This is a genomic window from Hyphomicrobium sp. 2TAF46 (assembly GCF_052114865.1).
In the GTDB taxonomy this organism is placed as follows: Bacteria; Pseudomonadota; Alphaproteobacteria; order Rhizobiales; family Hyphomicrobiaceae; genus Hyphomicrobium_B.
Genome location: NZ_JBFRFO010000012.1, coordinates 73,550 through 95,021, shown reverse-complemented (window position 1 = coordinate 95,021; position 21,472 = coordinate 73,550). Strand labels below are relative to the sequence as shown.

The window sequence follows — 21,472 nt, the reverse complement described above, 5'->3', positions numbered from 1 at the left end:
CCGACGCCTCGGGGCGGACGCGTGGGGATTCGCGTATTGCACGCGCGGGTCTCCCGCAGGATCTATTTCTTCAGGCTTATGGCTCAATTCAACGTAGCGCTTCTCGGTGCCGTCGCGGCCCTGCTGCTTATGACCAATTACGGCCATGCGCAGCAACCGGTAAAAGCCGACGCGAAAGCGGCCGCGGGCATGGCGGCTGGCCAGATTGCCGATTTCTTCAGTCAGGTCGGCGATCAGATCTACGAAGACTGCATCTTCGAATTATCGCAGGAGCAGATCGAAGTTCAGCAGGCGCTCATTCTCGCCTACATCAAAGCCGGGGCGAGCAGCTCGGTCGCCCGGCGCCTGGCGGTGAAACAGATCCAGCCGCCGAAGGTCTCTGCGAAGTGCGAGCAGATCCGGCATCTGCCGAAGGTCATCGCCCCGACCACCAACATTCCGCCGCCGATTGTCGAAAAGCCCACCGTTGCCGTCGGCCCAGCGCCGCAGCCGAAGCCTTTGCCTTCGGCGACTGTTCTGGCAGCGAAGAAGACCCTACCGCAATGGGACTGCGCGCCCGGCGTCGATTACGTCACCATTCAACTCAACGGCTATCCGCGCAAGCTGACAGGCGGCGAAATCTGCAATCCCTTCGACGACGTCGTCCACGAGGTTCCGCCAACCGTCCCCCATTTCCGGCTCGGCTACACGATCCGGACGGGGCGCCTATTCATCCTTGCCGACGATCCTTCCGCGCGCGGGCAGACGATTGCCTGGGCGATCTCCGGCCGGGACGTGTGCCGCAACAATCCAGAACCCGACTGCCTTGCCACGCGCGCTGTCGGACCGCTGCCTCCCGGCGAGTATTCCTTCGGGTCGGATAGCGGCCCGCGAATCACCTGGGGTCCGAAAACCAAGCGAAACGTCGCCGGAATTTACCTTCGAAAGCTATGGAACAGAGACAGGTTCACGCCGCAGCAAACGGCGGCGATCCTGGCGCGAGGGAACATCGCCATTCATGAGCGGCTGAAAGGCGAGATGTCGGAAGCATGTCTTGGCCTCGAGCCGAAAGGCTGGGCTTATGTCGCTTCGTTGATCAAAGACAATCGCGCGACCGGCGTTAGCGTCTATATCGACGAGCCCTATCCGCAGGTGGCTGAGAACCCGCCCATCGTCGTCGCTTCTACGTTCTCGCTGACGTCGCTGTTCAAGTGATCGCTTGGCCTTGCCCGCTTTAGGGGTTGGCCGAATGCATGAGCACGGACGATTCAATCGCAATCCGGAAATGAGGGCATCGGCTTAGCGCGATTGGCGATCTTCGAGACGACGCACCCGAGAGCTGGATAAGACTCGTCCAGCAGCTACGGCTCAACATGCCGGATTATTCTCCGGCAGACTTGGGGAATGCCGGCAACCGTTCCTGCGTCGAGGACGCTTCCGCAAAACGAAAGCCGCCGCACGGGGGCGTGCAGCGGCCATTCAGCTGGGACTTGAGCTTGAGAGAGATCAACTCCAGCGTTCTCGACCGCGTGAGAGACGCGGCCGAAAGCTCTAAATTACGGAGTCAGACTCACGCCTGCCGAGAACACGAAGCGATCGTCAGCTTTTCCCCGATCCGGGTTGTCGGTGTCGATTGACGTGCCGGAGTAGCGGAAGTCCATGAAGTACTTGTCGACGTTGACCTTCACGCCGGCGTTCCAGTACGCGTATTCCTGTTGATTAAGCCAGTAGCCCGTCTTGTAGGTGCTGTTCGTTCCCGAATGCGACCAGCCGACCAAACCGGTGAATTGCGGAGCGAACACGCTATACTTTGGAAGATCGTAGGCAACCGTGCCTTCAATCGAGATGTTGTCGGTAGCCGCGTAGCCCTGGTCCGGCGTCAGATAAACGTTCGCGCCGACAACGAAGCCATCCCTGATCGGGGTCGTAGCGCCGATCTTGAATTCCGCGTAGGAGGTGTCGAACACATCGCCGTGCCCAGGGTTCAGGCCATGCGCGTTGGAGCCCCTCGAGCTATTGGCGCGATTGCCGTAAAGATAATACAGGGCCGATATATCCCAGCTGATCGGGCCGGTAACCGGCCGAATGCCGAGATAGATATCCTGCTCCCAGGGACCCAAATCACCATTGTTGATGGTCGATGTCCAAAGCCCTAGGTAGGCGATGCCGTACGTGAATTCGTTGTAAATGTTGGCCGTCGGGTCATTTTGCGTGAACGAGATGCCACGGAACAAATAATCCGATGAACCCGTGATCGTCAGCGAGTAGCCGAACTGTCTTTCTTCCGCCGAAGCAACATTAGCCGTGGCGAACAATGCTAGGGCTGCCGCACAGGCGCCGCCCATAACTTTCCGTCCGAACATCTAAATCCCCTATCCTAACAGAGCGGCGTCCCCGCACCCCTCTGACCCCGACCGCCTCGTTGGACCTAAAGGCGACTTTGTCGCTGCTTCGATCCGACATACTTTTCTGTAATGGTACGGTCGTTCCATTCAACCAAATAGTACGAATGTTTGTTTCTGTCGGAGAACTGTGTGACGAACTCGCAACAAAATGAGCATTTTTGCCTAGAATTCGTTCGTTTTGGCCGCGTTCAGGGCAGCAAAACGGGGCTGTCAGAGGGGAATTCCGAGCGCGGGCGCGAATCGATTGCTGTGAGCGTTGCCCTGAGACGGACTTGATGACGGGGTACCGATATGTTGGACTGTGTACTGAGTAATTGAGACTCAGGGGCGCTTTTCGCTACGCTATTTCTCTAGATTGCATAGGCCAACAGGCCGGTTGTTTCGGTATTCCACGCGCCGTTTTGTATCTGCGCGTTTAAATTGCACTCATTTATTTTGCCAAGAGAACATATGAGCAATTCCTCAATTCGAGCAGAATCTGCCGCCGAAGTTCTCGATCTGCTGACCCGGAGCCTCGGTGATCTGACGCCGGAGCTCAGGAAGGCGGCCACCCACGTTCTGGAAAATTCAAACCTTATCAGCGTGACTTCCATTCGGGAGATGGCTCACCAGGCCGGCGTCAAACCGAACACGCTTGTGAGGATGGCCCGCGCCATCGGCTTCGATGGCTATGAGGATTTCCGGAGGCCATTCCGGGAAAAGGTCATCAAAGGCCGCGAAGACTTCCCAGACAGGATCAGCTGGCTCCTATCGCTGTCGAATGACGGTAGGCTCTCCGGACTTTATACCGATCTTGCGACCGCCTCGATCATTAACATTGAGCGGCTCTTTTCCGAGACGACATCCCTCGCCATCAAGGCCGCCGCGGACGATATCGTCCAAGCTCCGATGACCTATGTGCTGGGAACGGGAATGGGCAATTCGATTGCCGCATATTTCGCGTATGTCGCGGGTCTGGCGATCGGCAGGGTCACGGCCATCCCACGCGATGGCCTGCGGCCCATAGATGGCCTTGCCCGGGCAGAGAGAAAGGACGTTCTTCTCGCCATGGCATTCAAGCCCTATCCGCGTGAAGTCATCGAAGCTGTGGCGTCGGCGGTGTCGCGAGGGATCAAGGTCATCTGCATTTCTGATAGTCCCGCGTCTCCGATCATGGCGGAGGCCGGTCACCGGTTCGTCGTGCCCATGGGCACGCCGCAAGTCTTTGCGTCGAGCGTGGCGCTGATGTCGCTTCTCGAAGCGATCATTGCATTCGTGATCGCATCACGCGGACCAGAGGCCACGAGCGGCAGCGTGGAGGTTCCACCGCAGCCTCCGCCTGAAGCCGGGCTGCACTGGAGCGACGGAGAAAGGTGACCGGCAACGGTCGCGCGGCGGCCTTTTCAGCATTGCCAGGTCGGGGTTGTGGCGCCCATCAGCGGAGCAGTGCGCTTGGACCCTGGCGCCATTTCCGATCAAGACAAACGAAACCGCCCGAGCGGATCTCTGATGGCGAATGATGCGCCGCATTATGATCGCGCATTCCTGATCAACGAGAAGCCAAGACGACGTGATTTTGGAGCTGCATAATGCCCATTGTCTTCCGAGCCGCGTTTTCCGCCCTTTTTGCCTCCGCCGGCTTGCTCGGACCAGCCACAGCGGGCGAGATTTCCGACGCAGGCAAGCTACTTGCTCAGAGGCTCGACAGCTTCGAGGTCGAAAAGCACTGGCCCGCGGGCGTGCACATCAACTGGGAAACCGGCATCCCTACCGGTGTACCTGAAAAAACCGAGGGTAAGCACACACACTGCAGTGCCTTCGTCGCATCAGCCGCAAAGCAGTTTGGCATCTACATTTTGCGGCCGCCCGAGCACGGTCAGAAACTTCTTGCCAATGCCCAGAACGAATGGCTCGCGACCGAAGGACTTGCACAAGGTTGGCAGCGCCTCAAGGGCGCCATCGACGCTCAGAGTGCAGCCAACCTTGGCCAGCTCGTCGTAGCCTCGTACCACAATCATCACGACGATAAGCCTGGCCACATCGCAATCGTGCGACCCAGCGACAAGAGTGCTGATGCGATCGCCGCTGAGGGACCTGACCTCATTCAAGCTGGCGAGCACAATTACAATGAGGTGAGCACGAAGAAGGGATTTGCCGGCCATCCAGCGGCATGGCGCGACAACGAGATAGAATATTACGCTCACAATCTCGATTCTAGCGCCCTGCAAGGACGATGATATTACCGGAGTTCTGACGCCAATTTTTATTTCGGCAAGCGAGCAAATATTGTCATCGTCGATAACAGGTCGGCGCCGCAAATGAGAATTCACGCCAGCAATGCATGGGATGAATCGAGGCTGGGCAGGCCGTAGCGAGGAGAGGAAATTTATGGGCAATCGCTAGAAATTTGCGAACAGCCGAAGGTCAGATTTCATGTCTTGGAACAAATCATCATTTCTGGATCACCGGCCATTCAAAAGGAATGGCGCGAGAGACGGGACTTGAACCCGCGGCCTCCGCCGTGACAGGGCGGCGCTCTAACCAACTGAGCTACTCCCGCAATCCAGAAAGTGACGGGCGCCGAAGCGCCCGCCGTCACGACGCTGGGAATACGTGATGGCCGTCCGGACGTCAAGCCGGAGATCGCACTGGAAAGACAACAAAAACGCGCGCTCTGGCCGGGTTGGCGCTCAGGGTCGGCCGACAAAATCGCGCTTGCCAATCTCAAGGCCGTTGTGTCGCAGGATGTCGTAGGCCGTTGTGCAGTGGAAATAGAAATTTGGGAGCGCCGCATGCAGCAGATAATCACGCCCGCTCAACGTCATATCGTTGCCGCCCAGCTTGAGCGTCAATTGCTTCAAGTCGGAACCCTCGAACTGCTGCGGCTTATAGGCCGCGAGCATCGCTTGAACCGTTGCGATGCGCGCCTTGAGCTCGGGGAGCGTGGTCTCGGTGTCAGGTAGGCTCGGCACTTCAACACCTGCCAGACGCGCCGGAGCCGCCTTTGCGAAGTCGGTCGCCAGTTGAACCTGCCGCGTGAGATTGAACATATCGGGATAGAGGCGCGCGGCCAGCAGCACCGCGATATCGATCTTTTTCGCGGTAGCGTAAGCCTCGGCTTTGTCGAGGATCGCGTCGAGGTTGGCCAACTGTCTCTGAAACGTCGGGATCGCGATGTCGTACATCGAAACGGCCATGGGATGTTCTTTCTTCGTTGGATGAGTACGGACGGGCGTTCATGTGGGATTGGTCCGTCATTTTAGAATATGCGCGGCTTCAATCCGCGACAGGCATATCCCAGAACCGGCCGGGGGGCCTGCTCAACCGCGACATTAGAGGCTTGAAGGTTCGATAGGCCGAGATGCTGACGGCACGGCGCAACCCCGTCTCTGCCGTGCAATTCTTAGCGGGCATGGTGGGCGGTGAGAGGGTCGAACTCCCGACATCCTCGGTGTAAACGAGGCGCTCTACCACTGAGCTAACCGCCCGAAGCGCCCTTGCTAATCGGTCTCGAAAGGGCTGTCAAAACAAACACGCGCGCCGCTCTCGCGACGCGCGCAGAAAATACGTGAAAGCGGATCAGTTCAGGTTCAGCGCGTCCTTCAGGCCCTTTGCCGGCGTGAACTTCGGCACGCGCGAAGCCGGGATCTGGATGGTTTTGCCGGTAGCGGGATTGCGGCCTTCGCGCGCCTTACGGGCAGCGACCTTGAAGGTTCCGAAATCGGGGATACGGACTTCATGGCCGTCCTTCATCGCAGCGCGAATGTGGGCGAGCACGGCATCAACCACGCCGCTCGCCTTTTCTTTCGTCAGCTCGCAATCTCTGGCGACGGCATCAATCAAATCTTTCTTGCTCATCTCGTCTTTCCTCTAATGTGGGAGATGGGTTTCAGCTCAGGGCATAACGCCCGAGGCGGCCATCGGGGAGTAGCCAGCCGCGCATGATCGGCTAGAAGCGCCCAATCGCCCCTCCCGTCAAGCGGAAAAGCCCGTATTTCCGGACAAAAACAACGCAAAATGCTCAGCGTGCGCAAAAGAAAAATGCCCCTGCACAGTTACTGCGCAGGGGCACTTATTTCGCTAAATTTGTCCGTTTAGTAAGCTTAGTGAGCGGTTATCCGCGCACCGCCCTTTCCGGACTCTTTCGCCTCGAGCGCCTCGGCTTCAGCGGCTTCGTCCCAGGTGATGGGCTCGGGCACGCGAACGAGTGCGATCTTCAAGACTTCATCGAGGCGCGAAACCGGGATGATGTCCATCTTGGTCTGTACCTCGGCCGGAATTTCCGCCAAATCCTTAGCGTTCTCTTCCGGAATGATGACCGTCTTAATGCCACCGCGCAGGGCCGCAAGGAGCTTTTCCTTGAGGCCGCCGATCGGAAGCACACGACCGCGAAGCGTGATCTCGCCCGTCATCGCCACATCCTTGCGGACGGGAACGCCGGTCAGGACCGAGATGATCGCCGTCGTCATAGCAATGCCCGCAGAAGGCCCATCCTTCGGCGTCGCGCCTTCCGGCACGTGCACGTGGATGTCGCGCTTCTCGAAGAGCGAGGGATGAATGCCGAAATCGATGGAGTGCGAGCGCACGTAGGCGTTCGCCGCCTGGATCGATTCCTTCATCACATCGCGCAGGTTGCCCGTGACGCTCATTCTGCCTTTGCCCGGCATCATGACGCCTTCAATCGTCAGCAGCTCGCCGCCGACCTCGGTCCAGGCAAGGCCCGTCACGATGCCGACCTGGTCCTCGAGCTCGGCTTCGCCGAAGCGATACTTCGGCACGCCGAGGAAGTCGTGGACGTTCTCTGCCGTGACGACGATCGACGTCTTCGACGACGTCAGGATCTCCTTCACTGCCTTACGGGCAAGCTTGGCGATTTCGCGCTCGAGAGAGCGAACGCCGGCTTCGCGCGTATAACGGCGGATGACCTCCTTCAGGGCGCCATCCTCGACGGACCACTCGCCCTGCTCGAGCCCATGCGCAGTGTACTGCTCGGGGATCAAGTGGCGCTTGGCGATCTCGAGTTTCTCGTCTTCGGTGTAACCCGCAAGACGAATGATCTCCATACGGTCCATCAGGGCCGGCGGAATGTTGAGCGTGTTGGCCGTCGTCACGAACATCACGTTCGAGAGGTCATAGTCGACCTCCAGATAGTGGTCGTTGAACGTGCCGTTCTGCTCAGGATCCAACACTTCGAGCAATGCCGCTGCCGGATCGCCGCGGAAGTCCTGACCCATCTTGTCGATCTCGTCCAAAAGGAAGAGCGGGTTTGTCCGCTTCGCCTTCTTCATGGACTGGATCACCTTGCCCGGCATCGAGCCGATATAGGTCCGGCGGTGGCCGCGGATTTCCGCTTCGTCCCGAACGCCGCCGAGCGACATGCGCACGAACTCACGGCCGGTCGCGTTCGCGATCGACTTTCCAAGCGACGTCTTACCGACGCCCGGAGGTCCGACGAGGCAGAGGATCGGCCCCTTCAGCTTGTTCGTGCGCGCCTGCACGGCGAGATACTCGAGGATGCGTTCCTTGACCTTCTCGAGGCCGTAGTGCTCCTGATCGAGGATCGTCTGCGCTTCGGCAATGTCCTTCTTGACCTTGCCCTTGATCCCCCACGGGATCGACAAGAGCCAGTCGAGATAGTTGCGCACAACCGTCGCTTCGGCCGACATCGGCGACATCTGCTTGAGCTTCTTCAGCTCAGCCAGCGCCTTGTCCTTGGCTTCCTTCGACAGCTTGGTGTTCTCGATCTTTTCCTCGAACTCGGCGATGTCATCGCGTTCGTCGGAATCGCCCAGCTCCTTCTGAATGGCCTTCATCTGCTCATTCAGATAGTACTCGCGCTGCGTCTTCTCCATCTGGCGCTTCACGCGCGAGCGGATCTTCCTTTCGACCTGAAGAACGGAAATCTCGCTCTCCATGAGCGTGTAGACGCGCTCGAGCCGCTCGGAAATGCTGACGGTTTCCAGCACGTCCTGCTTCTCGGAAATCTTCACCGCGAGGTGCGAGGCGATCGTGTCGGCGAGCTTCGCATAGTCTTCGATCTGGCCGACGTTGCTCAGAACTTCGGGCGAGACCTTCTTGTTGAGCTTCACGTAGCTCTCGAACTGCGTCACGACCGAACGCGCGAGCGCTTCAAGCTCGTCCTTGGCGCCTGGAACTTCGGCGATGCGCTCGACTTCAGCCTCGAAGTAATTGGCGTTCGTCGTGTAGCGGACGATCTTGGCGCGCGCGTTGCCTTCGACGAGAACCTTCACGGTACCGTCGGGCAGCTTCAAGAGCTGCAGCACCGAGGCAAGCGTGCCGATCTCGTAAATGGCATCCGGTGCCGGATCGTCGTCGCCGGCGTTCTTCTGCGCGGCAAGCAGGATCTGCTTGTCGGCGCGCATCACTTCTTCGAGCGCCGCGATCGACTTCTCGCGGCCTACGAAGAGCGGAACGACCATGTACGGGAAAACGACGATGTCGCGAAGCGGCAGAACCGGGAACAGCTCCTTGCCGCCGGCTTTCTCTTTGGTCTTTTTGTCTTCGCTCATTTCACTACCTATTCGCCGTGCGCCGGAAGCTTGTCACAGCCTACCAGCGCATTCCACACTCGTTCCACTTAGGAGCCACGTTTCCCGTCCCTTTTTGTGGCGACGGTCGACATGCTCGTGAGCGCGAGCGCGGGGTGAGACCCAAGCTCAGGACCACCGGTTTTACGGATTTCCTCGGCTGGCTGCTTGATGCCACTCCCTCCGAACAAATGGGGACCGGCGTCCCGCATGCAAGTCCCGGGACCAAGCCCCCGGAAGGCCGTAATTGTCGCGATGGGTTAAGCCGTCGAGCCCTTTTCCTCTGCCCGGTCGGAGTAAATTCTGAGCGGCTTCGCCGAGCCTTCCACGACCTCCGGCCCAATGACGACCTCTTCCACGCCCTTCAGCGTCGGAAGATCGTACATCGTGTCGAGCAGAATGCCTTCCATGATCGACCGCAGACCGCGAGCGCCCGTCTTGCGCTCGATCGCCTTACGCGAGATGGCCTTCAGCGCATCCAGCGTAATGGTGAGCTTGACGTCCTCCATTTCGAAGAGGCGCTGATACTGCTTGACGATGGCGTTCTTCGGCTCGGTCAGGATCTGGACGAGCGCGGTTTCGTCGAGGTCTTCCAGGGTCGCGATGACCGGCAGACGGCCGATGAATTCGGGGATGAGGCCGAACTTCAGCAGGTCTTCCGGCTCGACGTTGCGCAGGATTTCGCCCGTGCGGCGCTCGTCGGGTCCGGTGACCTTGGCGGAGAAGCCGATAGACGAGCCTTTGCCACGGCGCGAGATGATCTTTTCGAGACCCGCAAACGCACCGCCGCAGATGAACAGGATGTTCGTCGTGTCGACCTGCAGGAACTCCTGCTGCGGATGCTTGCGGCCACCCTGAGGCGGAACGGAAGCGACCGTGCCTTCCATGATCTTCAGAAGCGCCTGCTGCACGCCCTCGCCCGATACATCGCGGGTGATCGAAGGATTGTCAGACTTGCGGCTGATCTTGTCGACTTCGTCGATATAGACGATGCCGCGCTGCGCCCGCTCGACGTTGTAGTCGGCCGACTGCAGGAGCTTCAGGATGATGTTCTCGACATCTTCGCCGACGTAGCCGGCTTCCGTCAGAGTCGTGGCATCGGCCATCGTGAAGGGCACATCGAGGATGCGCGCCAGCGTCTGGGCGAGCAGCGTCTTGCCGGAGCCCGTCGGGCCGACCAGCAGGATGTTCGACTTCGCGAGTTCGACGTCGTTGTTCTTCGAAGCGTGGTTGAGGCGCTTGTAGTGGTTGTGGACCGCCACCGAGAGAACCCGCTTCGCGTGGAACTGCCCGATCACGTAGCTGTCGAGCACGTTGCAGATCTCCTGCGGCGTCGGCACGCCGTCACGAGACTTCACGAGAGTGTTCTTGTTCTCTTCGCGGATAATATCCATGCAAAGTTCGACGCATTCATCGCAGATGAATACCGTCGGACCAGCAATTAGTTTGCGGACCTCATGCTGGCTCTTGCCACAGAAAGAGCAGTAGAGAGTGTTCTTCTCTTGAGCCATGTGTTCTCACCTTCCGTGCAAGCCACATCAACGCGATGTTCTTGCTTTGGCCCGCTGTTCACGCCCGGCGCGGAGCCGATTCTGCGGCGACGTGAACCTCATCACCAATCTCAGCACGCTAACGTTCAGCAGATCAAGATTGGATTAATGGGGCTCACCCAGCCGTAGGCGCAAGCGGCGCTATTGCCACAGTTGATAAACGACCCGGCAACACCGCGAATTTATTGCGATAATTTACCTAAACCGCCGCACCGTGCAGCGTTTGTTCCGTTTCGCCGGCGCGGGGGCGCGCAGACCTTTTGCTCCCGCGTGACGAACGGCTCTATTGTTGCGCCTGCACTCGGTCAAGCGGACGATTTGGCCTCGAATACGCCCGCGTCGACTTCGTCGCGGCTTTCGAGAACCTTATCGATAAGGCCGAAATCGCGGGCCTGGTCGGCCGTCATGAAGTAATCGCGATCCAGAGTTTTATCGATCATCTCGTATGTCTGACCCGTGTGCTTCACATAGGTCTCGTTGAGGCGGCGCTTCATCTTGATGATGTCCTCGGCATGGCGTTCGATATCCGACGCCTGCCCCGAGAACCCGCCCGACGGCTGATGCACCATGATGCGCGCGTTCGGGAGCGCGTAGCGCATGCCCTTCGCACCGGCGCAGAGCAGCAGCGAACCCATCGACGCAGCTTGGCCAATGCACAGCGTCGCGACCTGCGGCTTCACGAACTGCATCGTGTCGTAGATCGCCATGCCGGCCGTCACCACGCCGCCCGGCGAGTTGATGTACATCGAGATTTCTTTTTTCGGATTCTCGGATTCAAGGAACAACAGCTGCATGCAAATCGATGCGGCCATGTGATCCTCGACGGGACCGGTTACGAAGATGATACGCTCCTTCAAAAGGCGCGAAGGCAAATCGTAGCCGCGTTCGCCGCGCGTCGTCTGCTCGACGACCATCGGCCAGAATGTATTTGTCAGTGTGTTTACCGGATCGCGCATCGCCTTCGTCTTTCCTCATATCGGCCGGCCCGTTCCGCAGACCGGCCTCACTCGCACGCTTCAGTCTCTAGCTTTCACTGCTCCGCAGATGAAGGCAATCAGCGTTCGGTTACTTCTTCGACGGCCTTCAACAGTTCGTCTCGCGAGACCTTCTTTTCCACCGGTTTTGCTTCTTCGATCACATAGTCGATGACCTTGTCCTCGAAGATGGGTGCGCGAAGCTCAGCAATGGCGCCGGGGGTCTTCTCGTAATATTCATACACCTGCTTTTCCCGGCCCGGGTAGCGGCGCGCTTGCTCGACAAGCGCACGGCGCAACTCGTCCTGCGAAACCTGCAGATTGTTCTTCTCTCCGATCTCGCCGATCACGAGACCAAGGCGAACCCGGCGTTCGGCGATACCACGGTACTCGGCGCGAGCCTCGTCCTCGGTCTTACCTTCGTCAGCGAACGTCTTATTCGTGGCTTTGAGATTGTTCTCGAGCTGTTTCCATATATTGTCGAATTCGAAATCGACAAGAGAGGCCGGAAGCTCGAACGTATGCGCCTTATCGAGCGCATCCAGGATCTCACGCTTCAGCTTCGCCCGCGACGCCTGATCATATTCGCGCTTGATCTGTTCGTTGACGAACCCGCGCAATTGCTCGAGGTTTTCGGTTCCGAGACCCTTCGCGAAGTCTTCATTGATCGCCGGCGTTCTGGGCTTTGCGACTGCCGTGACCTTCACGTCGAATTGTGCCGTTTTTCCGGCCAGCGACGTCATCGGGTAATCTTCCGGGAACGTCGCACTGACGACCTTCTCGTCGCCGGCCTTCAGGCCGACAATGCCCTCTTCGAAGCCCGGAATGAACTGCTTCTTGCCGAGCACGAGGCTCTGGCCCTCGGCGGAACCGCCTTCGAAAGCTTCGCCATCGATCTTGCCGACGAAATCCATCGTCACGAGGTCGCCTTCGCCTGCGACGCGGCCCTCTTCAGGGTCATAGGCCGTGTTGCGCTCGGCGAGGCTTGTCAGGGCCTTCTCGAGGGCGCCATCGTCAACTTCGGAAACAAGGCGTTCGAGCTTCAGCGATGTCAGGTCTGTCAGCGGAATCGGCGGCAAGACCTCGAACGACATCTTGTAGGCAAGATCGCCCTCGCCGTTAGCAATCTTCTCGAACGTCTGCTCGTTGAAATCGACGAGTTCGACCTTCGGCTGCTGCGCCGGACGCTCGTTGCGATCCTTGATGGCCTGCGCGCTCGTATCATTGAGCGTCTGCTCCATCACTTCCTGCATCAGCGACTTGCCGTAGATCTTCTTCAGATGCGCCAGCGGAACCTTGCCACGACGAAAGCCTTTGATCTGCACGCGATCCTTGAGCTCGTCGAGGCGAGAGGTGAAGCGCTCGTTGAGCTCCGACTTGCCGACGACCACCTCGAGAGTGCGCTTCAATCCGTCTCTTGCCGTTTCCGTGACCTGCATCGCCGTTTAATCCTATTGCCGGTGCCTGTTTTAGCACCTTGCCGTTCAACTATTTGGGGAGACGCCGGCGCGTCTACAAAGCGCTAACGCCGCCAGCTGCCGCAATACCGTCGCGGACAGACGTTGCCCTCGCAGCTATTGCGTTGAATTTGCTACGTTTTTAAACCACCGCGTGCCGCCGACCCGGAACAATCCCTGGTGGGATGCCAACATCGGGCGCCTGGAAGCCTATGAGGAGGCCTTAAACAGCCTTTCAGCTCGATTGGCAATACGCTGTCGCGATTGCTTCAAAAAGAGACGAGAGGCTCGTCGCCCGCCTCCATTGCCCCGTACCGGGGTTCCAACCGGCCGACGTTCGAACGGTCGACAGGATTACGCGAATTTCGAGGTAAGCCTCGGAGGATACGGCCGGTTTCCTAGGCAACCGCCGCTGCTTATACTAAGTTCTCTACGTATCCGGCTCGCTCGCGCGAAAAGTACGGAGTGCCCGATGACACTGACACGCAGAGGGTTCATCAAGCTGTCCGGTGCGACGCTCGCATCGTCGAGCTTGAGCGCGATGGGATTTCAGGGGTGCGGTGTAGCGCTGGCCCAGTCGGTTCGGACCTTTAAGCTTGCCGCGGCCAAGGAAACCCGGAACACTTGTACCTACTGCTCGGTCGCGTGCGGGATCCTGATCTACACGTCGGGCGACGGTGCGAAGAACTCACACGCCAACATCATGCACATCGAAGGCGACCCGGACCATCCGGTGAACCGCGGCACGCTTTGCCCGAAAGGTTCAGCCCTCCTCGACGTCGTGCATTCGCCCGGGCGGCTGCAGGTTCCGAAATATCGCGCACCAGGCACCAATGAGTTCAAGGAAGTGACCTGGGATTTCGCGCTCGACCGCATCGCCCGGCTGATGAAAGACGATCGCGACGCGCATTTCATCGCGAAGAACGAGCAAGGCGGAACCGTCAACCGGTGGCTCACGACCGGCATGCTGGCGGCATCGGCATCGTCAAACGAAACCGCGCTGCTGACATGGAAGGTGGCCCGCGCGTTCGGCATGCTTGTCTTCGACAATCAGGCCCGTGTCTGACACGGGCCGACGGTAGCCAGTCTGGCTCCAACATTCGGTCGCGGCGCAATGACCAACACTTGGCAGGACATCAAGAATGCCAACGTGGTCATTGTCATGGGCGGCAACGCCGCCGAAGCGCACCCCTGCGGTTTTAAGTGGGTTATCGAAGCCAAGATCCATAATGGCGCCAAGCTCGTCGTCATCGATCCGCGCTTTACGCGCACGGCGTCGGTCGCCGATTTCTATGCGCCGATCCGGCCTGGTACGGACATTGCGTTTCTGTCGGGCGTTATCCGATATCTGTTGGAAAAGGATCAAATTCAGCACGAATACGTGCGCGCCTATACCAACGCCAGCCTGATCGTCAAAGAGGGCTTCAGCTTCAAAGACGGTCTCTTCAGCGGCTACAATGCGGAGACCCACAGCTACGACAAGACCGATTGGCAATACGAGCTCGATGATCAAGGCTTCGCGAAGATCGACGACACGTGGGAGAACCCGCGTTGCGTCATCAATCTCATGCGCCAGCACGTCGACCGCTACACTCCGGAGATGGTCAGCCGCATCTGCGGTACGCCGATCGATAAATACCTCGCTGTTTGCAATCTGATCGCGGGGACTAGCCTCCCCGACAAGGCGATGACCAGCCTTTTCGCTCTCGGCTGGACGCAACATTCCGTCGGTTCGCAGAACATCCGCACGATGGCGATGGTGCAGCTTCTGCTTGGCAACATCGGCGTCTCCGGCGGCGGCATGAATGCTCTGCGCGGCCATTCCAACATTCAGGGACTGACCGACGTCGGGCTGCTGTCGAACCAGATCCCGGGCTATTTGACCTTGCCGAAAGATCAGGAGCAGACGTTCGACGATTACATGAAGACGCGGCAGTTCAAGGCGCTGCGTCCGAACCAGATGAGCTACTGGCAGAACTATCGCAAGTTCTTCGTCAGCTTCCAGAAGACCATGTTCGGCGACGCGGCGACCGCCGAAAACAATTGGGCATACGACTATCTGCCGAAGATCGACATTCCGCTGTACGACATCATTAAAGCCTTCGAGATGATGGTCCACGGCGAGATCAACGGTTACATCTGCCAGGGCTTTAATCCGCTGCAGGCGTTCCCGGAAAAGAACAAGATCCGGCGCGGATTGAGCAAGCTCAAGTACCTTGTCGTCATGGACCCGCTCGACACGGAGACGTCGCGCTTCTGGGAAAGCGTCGGACCGTTCAATCCGTCCGATCCGGCAAAGATCGATACCGAAGTCTTCCAATTGCCGACGACGTGCTTCGCCGAGGAAGACGGTACGCTCGTGAATTCCGCGCGCTGGCTACAATGGCATTGGAAAGCCGCCGAGCCTCCGGCGAAAGCGAAATCCGACATCTGGATCATGGCCGGCATTTTCCACCGGATACGCGAACTCTATCGCAAAGAAGGCGGTGCCTTCCCCGATCCCATTCTGAAGCTCACGTGGAATTACACCGATCCCGTCGAACCGAGCGCCGACGAGCTGGCGAAGGAAATGAACGGAAAAGCGCGCGCCGACATCAAGGACGCTTCAGGAGCGATCGCAATCAAGGCGGGCCAGCAGCTCGATAGCTTCGGGCAACTTCGCGACGACGGCACAACCGAAAGCGGATGCTGGATCTTCACGGGTTCCTATACCGAGAAGGGCAACATGATGGCCCGCCGCGATACGCACGATCCGCGCGATCAGGGCATCACGCCGGATTGGGCATGGTCGTGGCCGGCCAACCGGCGCATTCTCTATAATCGCGCCAGTGCCGACGTTGCGGGCAATCCGTGGAACCCCGCCAAGCCGATCATCCAATGGGACGGCAGCCGATGGGTCGGCATCGACGTCCCCGATTACGGCCCGACGATCAAGCCGTCGGACGGCGTCGGCCCCTTCATCATGAACGCGGAAGGAACGGGCCGCTTCTTCGCGCTCGATCAGATGGTAGACGGACCATTCCCCGAGCATTACGAGCCGATGGAATCGCCCGTTGAAAATTTGCTCCATCCGAAGGTTCAGAACAATCCGGCGGCGCGTGTGTTCGCCGACGATCGCGCCGACTTCGGTACGCCAGAACAGTTCCCGTATGTGGGAACCACCTACCGGCTGACCGAGCATTTCCACTTCTGGACGAAGCACGCCCTGATCAACGCAATTCTGCAGCCGCAGGAATTTATCGAGATCGGAGAAACCCTGGCGAACGAAAAGGGCATCGCGAACAACAGCTGGGTTCGCGTGAGTTCGAAACGTGGGCACATGATCTGCAAAGCTTTCGTGACCAAGCGGATCAAGCCAATGACCGTCGCCGGGAAGCCGACGCACGTCATCGGCGTTCCCCTCCATTGGGGGTTCACGGGACTGGCGAAGAAGGGTTACGGCGCGAACATCCTCACGCCGTCGGTCGGTGATGCCAACACGCAGACCCCCGAATTCAAAGCGTTCCTCGTGAATATCGAGCCGAGCAACGGACCTGAAGGCGAAGTCTGACGGAGTCGTCGATGACGAATTATCAATCGCAGAACTTCATCCGGATATCGGCAACGACGATGACGCCGCCGGCGACGCGCAATCACGAAGCGGAGATGGCGAAGCTTATCGACGTCACCCGGTGCATCGGCTGCAAAGCCTGCCAAGCGGCGTGCATGGAGTGGAACGATCTTAGGAACCCCGTCGGAACATTTCACGGCACGTTAGAAAATCCCATGGACCTCGATCCGCATACGTGGACGCTGATGAGGTTCGCGGAACATGAAAATGACAAGGGCGATCTCGAGTGGCTGATCCGAAAAGACGGCTGCATGCATTGCGAAGATCCCGGTTGCCTCAAGGCGTGCCCCGCGCCGGGGGCCATCGTGCAGTACGAAAACGGCATCGTCGATTTTGTCAGCGAGAACTGCATCGGCTGCGGGTATTGCGTGAAAGGATGCCCGTTCAACATCCCGCGTATCAGCCAGGTCGATCACAAGTCATACAAATGCACGCTGTGCTCGGACCGCGTGGCCGTCAACTTGGAGCCTGCGTGCGTGAAGGCATGTCCGACCGGCGCAATTTTGTTCGGCTCAAAACAGAACATGACGGATTGGGCCGGCGAGCGCGTCGAAGATCTCAAATCGCGCGGCTTTGAAAATGCCGGACTTTACGATCCGCCAGGCGTCGGCGGTACGCATGTCATGTACGTTCTGCATCACGCCGACACGCCGTCGATCTACTCCGGTTTGCCCGAGAATCCGAAGATCAGCGCCACAGTGGAATTCTGGAAGGGGCTCATCAAGCCGGTGGCGCTTGCGGGCCTTGCAGCTGCTGTCGTCACGGGCTTCATGCATTGGGTCATCGCCGGACCGAACGAAGTTCAGCCTGAGGACGAAGAGGCCGCCGATCGCATTATCGAAGGCAAGAACGCACCGAAATCGCCATCGGAGCTTCCGACATGACACGGCCGCGCGGAACGTTGATCAGAAACGATACGGCGACGCGGATCAATCACTGGATCACAGCGCTTTGTTTCGTGCTCTTGATGATCTCGGGTCTTTCGATGTTCGATCCGTTGCTTTATTGGCTTTCGGCATTCTTCGGTAGCGGCCAGTGGGCACGGCAAGCACATCCGTGGATCGGCATTGTGCTGCTCATCAGCTATAGCGGTCTCATCATTCAGTTCTGGCGCGACAATCTCTGGAACATGGACGATGTCAGGTGGATGATGGCGATAAGGCGGGTGCTTGCCAACGATGAGGAAGGCGTTCCGGAAGTCGCGCGCTTCAATGCCGGACAGAAGTTCGTCTTCTGGTCGATGGCAATCCTGGTTCCGGTTCTCTTCATCACCGGCCTCATCATTTGGGAATATTATTTTGGCACTTGGACTTCCATCCCGACCCAACGCGCCGCCCTTCTCATTCATTCCTTGTGTGCAATCGGCGCAATTCTGATCTGGATCGTTCATGTTTATGCGGCGATCTGGGTGCGCGGTTCGATGCGGGCGATGACGCAAGGGTACGTGACGCCCGGCTGGGCTTGGCGACACCATCGCAAATGGTTCCGGTCCCTCGTAGCGACGGGCTCATCAGGCCCGAGACCGAACGACGTAAGACGCGAGGCGGGTGAATGAAACAAGGCGGTACACCTCCGAGCGGCAAATGGATGGGCAATCCGCAAGGCGGCGTGAAATCTCCGGAGCCGCTGATCTTGCCCAATCCCACAACGCGCTTTGCCGATACCGCTGCCCGGCTGAGAGCATTGGTGACAGGCCATCCGATGTCGGAATGGTTGATGTTCATGGCCGCCTTATCGGACGCGCAGCACGCAGCGGCGACGACGTTGGCACCGTTGCCGGCGATCGATCGATCCCTTGTCGATAGATCGGTGGCAGGGCGGATGCCGCCGCTTGCAGCCGATGGGCATCATCGCAATTCGGCTTGGCGCGACGGTCTCGTCATGCTTCTCGATGGGCTCGAGGGTTCCTCGCTTCGAGCGCCTGCGCGTGAGGCGGTCGAGAAATTGCGCGGCGCGACTACGGACGACATCGAGGATCTCGCGGACAATTTCCTTCGCGGTCCTGTCAGCAGCGGCGACGTTGGCGCGACCCTCTACGTTGCCGCGGCGCTTCAGGTTTATTTCACACGCCTCGCTGGATCGCTCGACGCTTCGGCATTGCGGCTGCTGCCGCAGCGGGGCCTTTGCCCGTGTTGCGGCTCGACGGCCGTTTCGGGAACGATCACGGCTTCAGGGGACGCGCCCGGGATACGCTACCTGTATTGTTCGCTCTGTTCGACGGCGTGGAACCACACGCGCGCGATTTGCATCACATGCGAGAGCACGCGCCACGTATCACTGAAGGAGATCGAGGGCGGACCGGGCATCGTCAAGGCGGAGACCTGCGACGACTGCCAGACCTATGCGAAGATGATCTATCTGGCCAAGGACACCAAGGCCGATCCTTACGCAGACGATCTCGCCACGCTCGATCTCGACATCATGGTCGGGGAAGCCGGCTGGGCGCGGCATGCTCCCAATCCCATGCTCCTCATCGGCTAGAGTGATTTCATATCCTGAAGCCGACGGCGGTCAGGCCGGCGACGATGCCAAAAATCACGACTCCGCCCGCAACTGTCAGAAGTGTCTGCAGGCGGAACGATCCGCTGACCATAGCCAGCGAGGGTAAGCTCACCGGCGGCAGCGTCATCAATAGCGCGGCCGCAGGTCCAACTCCCATGCCGAGTGCGAGCATCGCCTGAATGATCGGCACCTCGCCCGCCGTCGGGATCACGAACAGCATTCCGACGACCGCGAACGCCACGATCCAGCCGATGCTATTGTCAATGCCAGGGCCGATTTCCGGAAATAGGAACGCGCGCGCCGCTCCAAGCAGCAAGACAAGGACGATGTATTCCGGGATCAGGCGTACCGACATGCCAACGAAAATTTCAATCCAGCGGACGAATGCATTCGGCGTGGTCAAGCCGGGAATTTCTGATGCAGCCGCCAGCGCGGCGATGTGGGCTTCGGCCGCTGCTGCTTCCTTTGGCGTCACCATCAGGTTGATTAGGTGGCCGAGGCCGAACACCATCGGGATTCCCAAAAGGATGCGGAGCGCTGTCCAATTCCAACCGAGGACGAACCCCATGAATACGAGAGTTGCCGGGTTGAGCACCGTGTTGCCGAGCCAGAAGGCGATGGCGGCGCCGGGAGACGCCTTCCGTTCGCGCAACCCGACGACGACAGGTGCGGCACAGCACGTACACATCATGCTCGGCACGGAGAGAATGCCCGCAACCGCTACGGTGCCGAAGCCCGTCTTGCCCAGCACGCGTGCAATCCAGTCGGCCGGTAGAAGCGCCTGGATCCCCGAGCCCAGCAACAAGCCGAGCACCATCGCCTGCCAGATGGCTTTGCCGTAGGCCAAGGCGTAGCTGAACGCCGCGTCCCCTGAAGCTGCTGGGGGAGCCGCAGCAGTGCCCATCAATATCGAATTACCGATCGAATGCTGGTCGGCCGCAACGAACGCGCGGTTATAATATGGAAACCACTTTACGTAGAAAAGCCCGACGATTGCTATCGTCAAGAAGACGGCCCACCTCAGCGTCACATCGGATTGGCGACTAGCGTTCATCGATGTCTCCAACGGCACTTCAGGCAAAACATTTCTGCAACGGTGTACACGGATCGTCTACCTATATCCTGGCATCAAAGGTCAAGAAATTTTATTATTACTCTCTCCGCGTGCGGAACCCTCGCTCCCGAAGAGGCAACAAGAATGCTCGGACCTGTCATTCGTTTGACCGAATTGGCGCATGGGGGCGGCTGCGGGTGCAAGCTCGCGCCCTCGGTCCTGCAGCAATTGCTTGCTAACCAGCCGAGCACAGGACCGTTCGCGCAGCTTCTGGTTGGCACGGAGACCGGAGACGATGCCGCCGTCTGGCGCATCGACGACGATCAATGCGTCGTGGCGACAACCGACTTCTTCATGCCGATGGTGGATGACGCGCGCGACTTCGGGCGCATTGCCGCGACCAACGCAATCTCCGACGTCTACGCCATGGGTGCGCGGCCCATCATGGCGCTGGCAATTCTCGGCATGCCGCTCGACAAGCTTCCGGTCGAGACGGTGCGGGAGATCCTTGCGGGCGGCGCGTCGATTTGTTCCGATGCCGGAATTCCCGTTGCGGGCGGGCACTCGATCGACACGCCCGAACCGCTCTACGGACTGGCGGTGATCGGGCTCGCGAAGCCACAGAACATTCGCCGGAATGCGGGCGCACGTCCCGGCGACGCTCTTATTCTGACCAAAGGCATCGGCGTCGGCATCTATTCGGCGGCATTCAAGAAACGCGCCCTTCCCGCGGACGCCTACGCCGAGATGATCGCGTCGACGACTTTGCTCAATCACATAGGCTTTGCGTTAGGTGAGAACACGCACGTTCACGCCATGACGGACGTAACAGGCTTCGGCCTTCTCGGACATGCTCTCGAAATGGCGCGCGGGAGCGGCGTCAGCATCGACATCGCTTACGACCGCATTCCTTTTCTGGTGTCCGCCCGCACCCTCGCTGAAGCGGGATTTGCGACTGGCGCATCAGGGCGCAACTGGACGAGCTACCGTCACGAAGTTCTCCTGCCGGAGAGTCTGCCGAACACGGCGCGTTTGCTTCTGACCGATCCGCAGACGTCCGGCGGTCTCCTCATCGCCTGCGCCCCCGAGCGCGCGGAAGACTTGCGCAATTCCATCGAAACAGCCGGATATCCGAATGCGCGCATCATCGGCGCCGTCAGAACCGGAGAGCCGCGGATCAATATCTTCTGACGCGCTTCAGGCCAGCTTTTTTGGTAAGGTTGGCGGAGGCGAATGGGAGTCGAACCCACCTGGGACAGGCTCGCTGCCCCACTCGGATTTGAAGTCCGAACGTCCCACCGGGGACGATTCACCTCCGTACCTATCGACTGACGAAAGCACGGGGGTTCCAAATAAGTCCAGCCGGTGCTCATTCATGCGGCGCAGATCGCCCTTGCGCAGCGTAACGCCGTGG

16 protein-coding genes and 3 tRNA genes are annotated in these 21,472 nt (G+C 59.2%); 8 read left to right on the top strand and 11 right to left on the bottom strand.

The window, feature by feature from the left end; translation table 11 throughout:
- Positions 1-21: 21 nt before the first annotated feature.
- Entirely contained in the window at positions 22-1,194 is a 1,173-nt protein-coding gene (locus AB4Z24_RS21075; RefSeq protein ID WP_441711380.1) for a DUF2778 domain-containing protein, read from the top strand.
- A gap of 341 nt (positions 1,195-1,535) precedes the next feature.
- On the opposite strand, the gene AB4Z24_RS21070 is transcribed toward AB4Z24_RS21075, so the two are convergent.
- Positions 1,536-2,342, bottom strand: a complete 807-nt coding sequence (locus AB4Z24_RS21070; protein ID WP_441711379.1) for a TorF family putative porin — start codon at positions 2,340-2,342, stop codon at positions 1,536-1,538.
- Between the two features lie 492 nt (positions 2,343-2,834).
- Between AB4Z24_RS21070 and AB4Z24_RS21065 the strand changes: the two genes are divergently transcribed.
- Positions 2,835-3,740 (top strand): MurR/RpiR family transcriptional regulator, encoded by a 906-nt coding sequence (locus tag AB4Z24_RS21065; protein ID WP_441711377.1) that lies wholly within the window; start codon positions 2,835-2,837, stop codon positions 3,738-3,740.
- Between the two features lie 212 nt (positions 3,741-3,952).
- Positions 3,953-4,600, top strand: a complete 648-nt coding sequence (locus AB4Z24_RS21060) for a hypothetical protein (protein WP_441711375.1) — start codon at positions 3,953-3,955, stop codon at positions 4,598-4,600.
- Between the two features lie 246 nt (positions 4,601-4,846).
- Here AB4Z24_RS21060 and AB4Z24_RS21055 read toward each other — a convergent pair.
- From AB4Z24_RS21055 to tig, 8 genes are all read right to left on the bottom strand, one after another.
- Positions 4,847-4,923 (bottom strand) — tRNA-Asp (locus tag AB4Z24_RS21055).
- 130 nt (positions 4,924-5,053) lie between these two features.
- Positions 5,054-5,560 carry a DUF1993 domain-containing protein gene (locus AB4Z24_RS21050; RefSeq protein WP_441711373.1) on the bottom strand — a complete coding sequence of 169 codons (507 nt, stop codon included), beginning with the start codon at positions 5,558-5,560 and terminating at the stop codon, positions 5,054-5,056.
- A 216-nt stretch (positions 5,561-5,776) separates the two neighbouring features.
- Positions 5,777-5,851 (bottom strand) — tRNA-Val (locus AB4Z24_RS21045).
- Positions 5,852-5,942: 91 nt separating this feature from the next.
- On the bottom strand, positions 5,943-6,221 hold the full coding sequence (locus tag AB4Z24_RS21040; protein WP_045835607.1) for an HU family DNA-binding protein: 279 nt from the start codon (positions 6,219-6,221) through the stop codon (positions 5,943-5,945).
- A 245-nt stretch (positions 6,222-6,466) separates the two neighbouring features.
- Positions 6,467-8,893 carry an endopeptidase La gene (gene lon, locus AB4Z24_RS21035; protein ID WP_441711371.1) on the bottom strand — a complete coding sequence of 809 codons (2,427 nt, stop codon included), beginning with the start codon at positions 8,891-8,893 and terminating at the stop codon, positions 6,467-6,469.
- Positions 8,894-9,171: 278 nt separating this feature from the next.
- The gene (gene clpX / locus AB4Z24_RS21030) at positions 9,172-10,422 is read right to left on the bottom strand and encodes an ATP-dependent Clp protease ATP-binding subunit ClpX (protein ID WP_441711369.1); all 1,251 of its coding nucleotides are present in this window, start codon (positions 10,420-10,422) and stop codon (positions 9,172-9,174) included.
- A 344-nt stretch (positions 10,423-10,766) separates the two neighbouring features.
- Complete coding sequence (locus AB4Z24_RS21025; protein WP_441711367.1) at positions 10,767-11,417, bottom strand: ATP-dependent Clp protease proteolytic subunit; 651 nt, start codon at positions 11,415-11,417, stop codon at positions 10,767-10,769.
- A gap of 98 nt (positions 11,418-11,515) precedes the next feature.
- Positions 11,516-12,874 (bottom strand): trigger factor, encoded by a 1,359-nt coding sequence (tig, locus tag AB4Z24_RS21020; protein ID WP_441711365.1) that lies wholly within the window; start codon positions 12,872-12,874, stop codon positions 11,516-11,518.
- A gap of 490 nt (positions 12,875-13,364) precedes the next feature.
- Between tig and fdnG the strand changes: the two genes are divergently transcribed.
- The 4 genes from fdnG to fdhE are packed head-to-tail and all read left to right on the top strand — an operon-like array spanning position 13,365 to position 18,983.
- Positions 13,365-16,442 (top strand): formate dehydrogenase-N subunit alpha, encoded by a 3,078-nt coding sequence (gene fdnG / locus AB4Z24_RS21015; protein WP_441711363.1) that lies wholly within the window; start codon positions 13,365-13,367, stop codon positions 16,440-16,442.
- 11 nt (positions 16,443-16,453) lie between these two features.
- Positions 16,454-17,386, top strand: a complete 933-nt coding sequence (gene fdxH / locus AB4Z24_RS21010; RefSeq protein WP_441711361.1) for a formate dehydrogenase subunit beta — start codon at positions 16,454-16,456, stop codon at positions 17,384-17,386.
- Entirely contained in the window at positions 17,383-18,057 is a 675-nt protein-coding gene (locus tag AB4Z24_RS21005) for a formate dehydrogenase subunit gamma (protein WP_441711359.1), read from the top strand. The genes fdxH and AB4Z24_RS21005 overlap by 4 nt, the downstream gene beginning before the upstream one ends.
- On the top strand, positions 18,054-18,983 hold the full coding sequence (fdhE, locus tag AB4Z24_RS21000) for a formate dehydrogenase accessory protein FdhE (protein WP_441711357.1): 930 nt from the start codon (positions 18,054-18,056) through the stop codon (positions 18,981-18,983). Before AB4Z24_RS21005 ends, fdhE begins: the two co-directional genes overlap by 4 nt.
- 7 nt (positions 18,984-18,990) lie before the next feature.
- Here the strand turns inward: fdhE and AB4Z24_RS20995 are convergent, their stop codons facing one another.
- Positions 18,991-20,058, bottom strand: coding sequence for a permease (locus AB4Z24_RS20995; RefSeq protein ID WP_441711356.1), 1,068 nt, complete (start codon positions 20,056-20,058; stop codon positions 18,991-18,993).
- Between the two features lie 144 nt (positions 20,059-20,202).
- Here AB4Z24_RS20995 and selD point away from each other — a divergent pair, with 144 nt between their 5' ends.
- Positions 20,203-21,249, top strand: a complete 1,047-nt coding sequence (gene selD / locus AB4Z24_RS20990) for a selenide, water dikinase SelD (RefSeq protein ID WP_441711354.1) — start codon at positions 20,203-20,205, stop codon at positions 21,247-21,249.
- Between the two features lie 30 nt (positions 21,250-21,279).
- Here the strand turns inward: selD and AB4Z24_RS20985 are convergent.
- Positions 21,280-21,375 (bottom strand) — tRNA-Sec (locus AB4Z24_RS20985).
- Positions 21,376-21,472: the final 97 nt, after the last annotated feature.

Coding starts and splice junctions, on each gene's coding strand:
- clpX (WP_441711369.1), bottom strand. CDS start 10,422: ATGGCTCAAGAGAAGAACACTCTCTACTGCTCTTTCTGTGGCAAGAGC.
- AB4Z24_RS21040 (WP_045835607.1), bottom strand. CDS start 6,221: ATGAGCAAGAAAGATTTGATTGATGCCGTCGCCAGAGATTGCGAGCTG.
- AB4Z24_RS20995 (WP_441711356.1), bottom strand. CDS start 20,058: ATGAACGCTAGTCGCCAATCCGATGTGACGCTGAGGTGGGCCGTCTTC.
- fdhE (WP_441711357.1), top strand. CDS start 18,054: ATGAAACAAGGCGGTACACCTCCGAGCGGCAAATGGATGGGCAATCCG.
- AB4Z24_RS21070 (WP_441711379.1), bottom strand. CDS start 2,342: ATGTTCGGACGGAAAGTTATGGGCGGCGCCTGTGCGGCAGCCCTAGCA.
- AB4Z24_RS21050 (WP_441711373.1), bottom strand. CDS start 5,560: ATGGCCGTTTCGATGTACGACATCGCGATCCCGACGTTTCAGAGACAG.
- selD (WP_441711354.1), top strand. CDS start 20,203: ATGCTCGGACCTGTCATTCGTTTGACCGAATTGGCGCATGGGGGCGGC.
- AB4Z24_RS21065 (WP_441711377.1), top strand. CDS start 2,835: ATGAGCAATTCCTCAATTCGAGCAGAATCTGCCGCCGAAGTTCTCGAT.
- AB4Z24_RS21005 (WP_441711359.1), top strand. CDS start 17,383: ATGACACGGCCGCGCGGAACGTTGATCAGAAACGATACGGCGACGCGG.
- AB4Z24_RS21060 (WP_441711375.1), top strand. CDS start 3,953: ATGCCCATTGTCTTCCGAGCCGCGTTTTCCGCCCTTTTTGCCTCCGCC.
- tig (WP_441711365.1), bottom strand. CDS start 12,874: ATGCAGGTCACGGAAACGGCAAGAGACGGATTGAAGCGCACTCTCGAG.
- fdxH (WP_441711361.1), top strand. CDS start 16,454: ATGACGAATTATCAATCGCAGAACTTCATCCGGATATCGGCAACGACG.
- lon (WP_441711371.1), bottom strand. CDS start 8,893: ATGAGCGAAGACAAAAAGACCAAAGAGAAAGCCGGCGGCAAGGAGCTG.
- AB4Z24_RS21025 (WP_441711367.1), bottom strand. CDS start 11,417: ATGCGCGATCCGGTAAACACACTGACAAATACATTCTGGCCGATGGTC.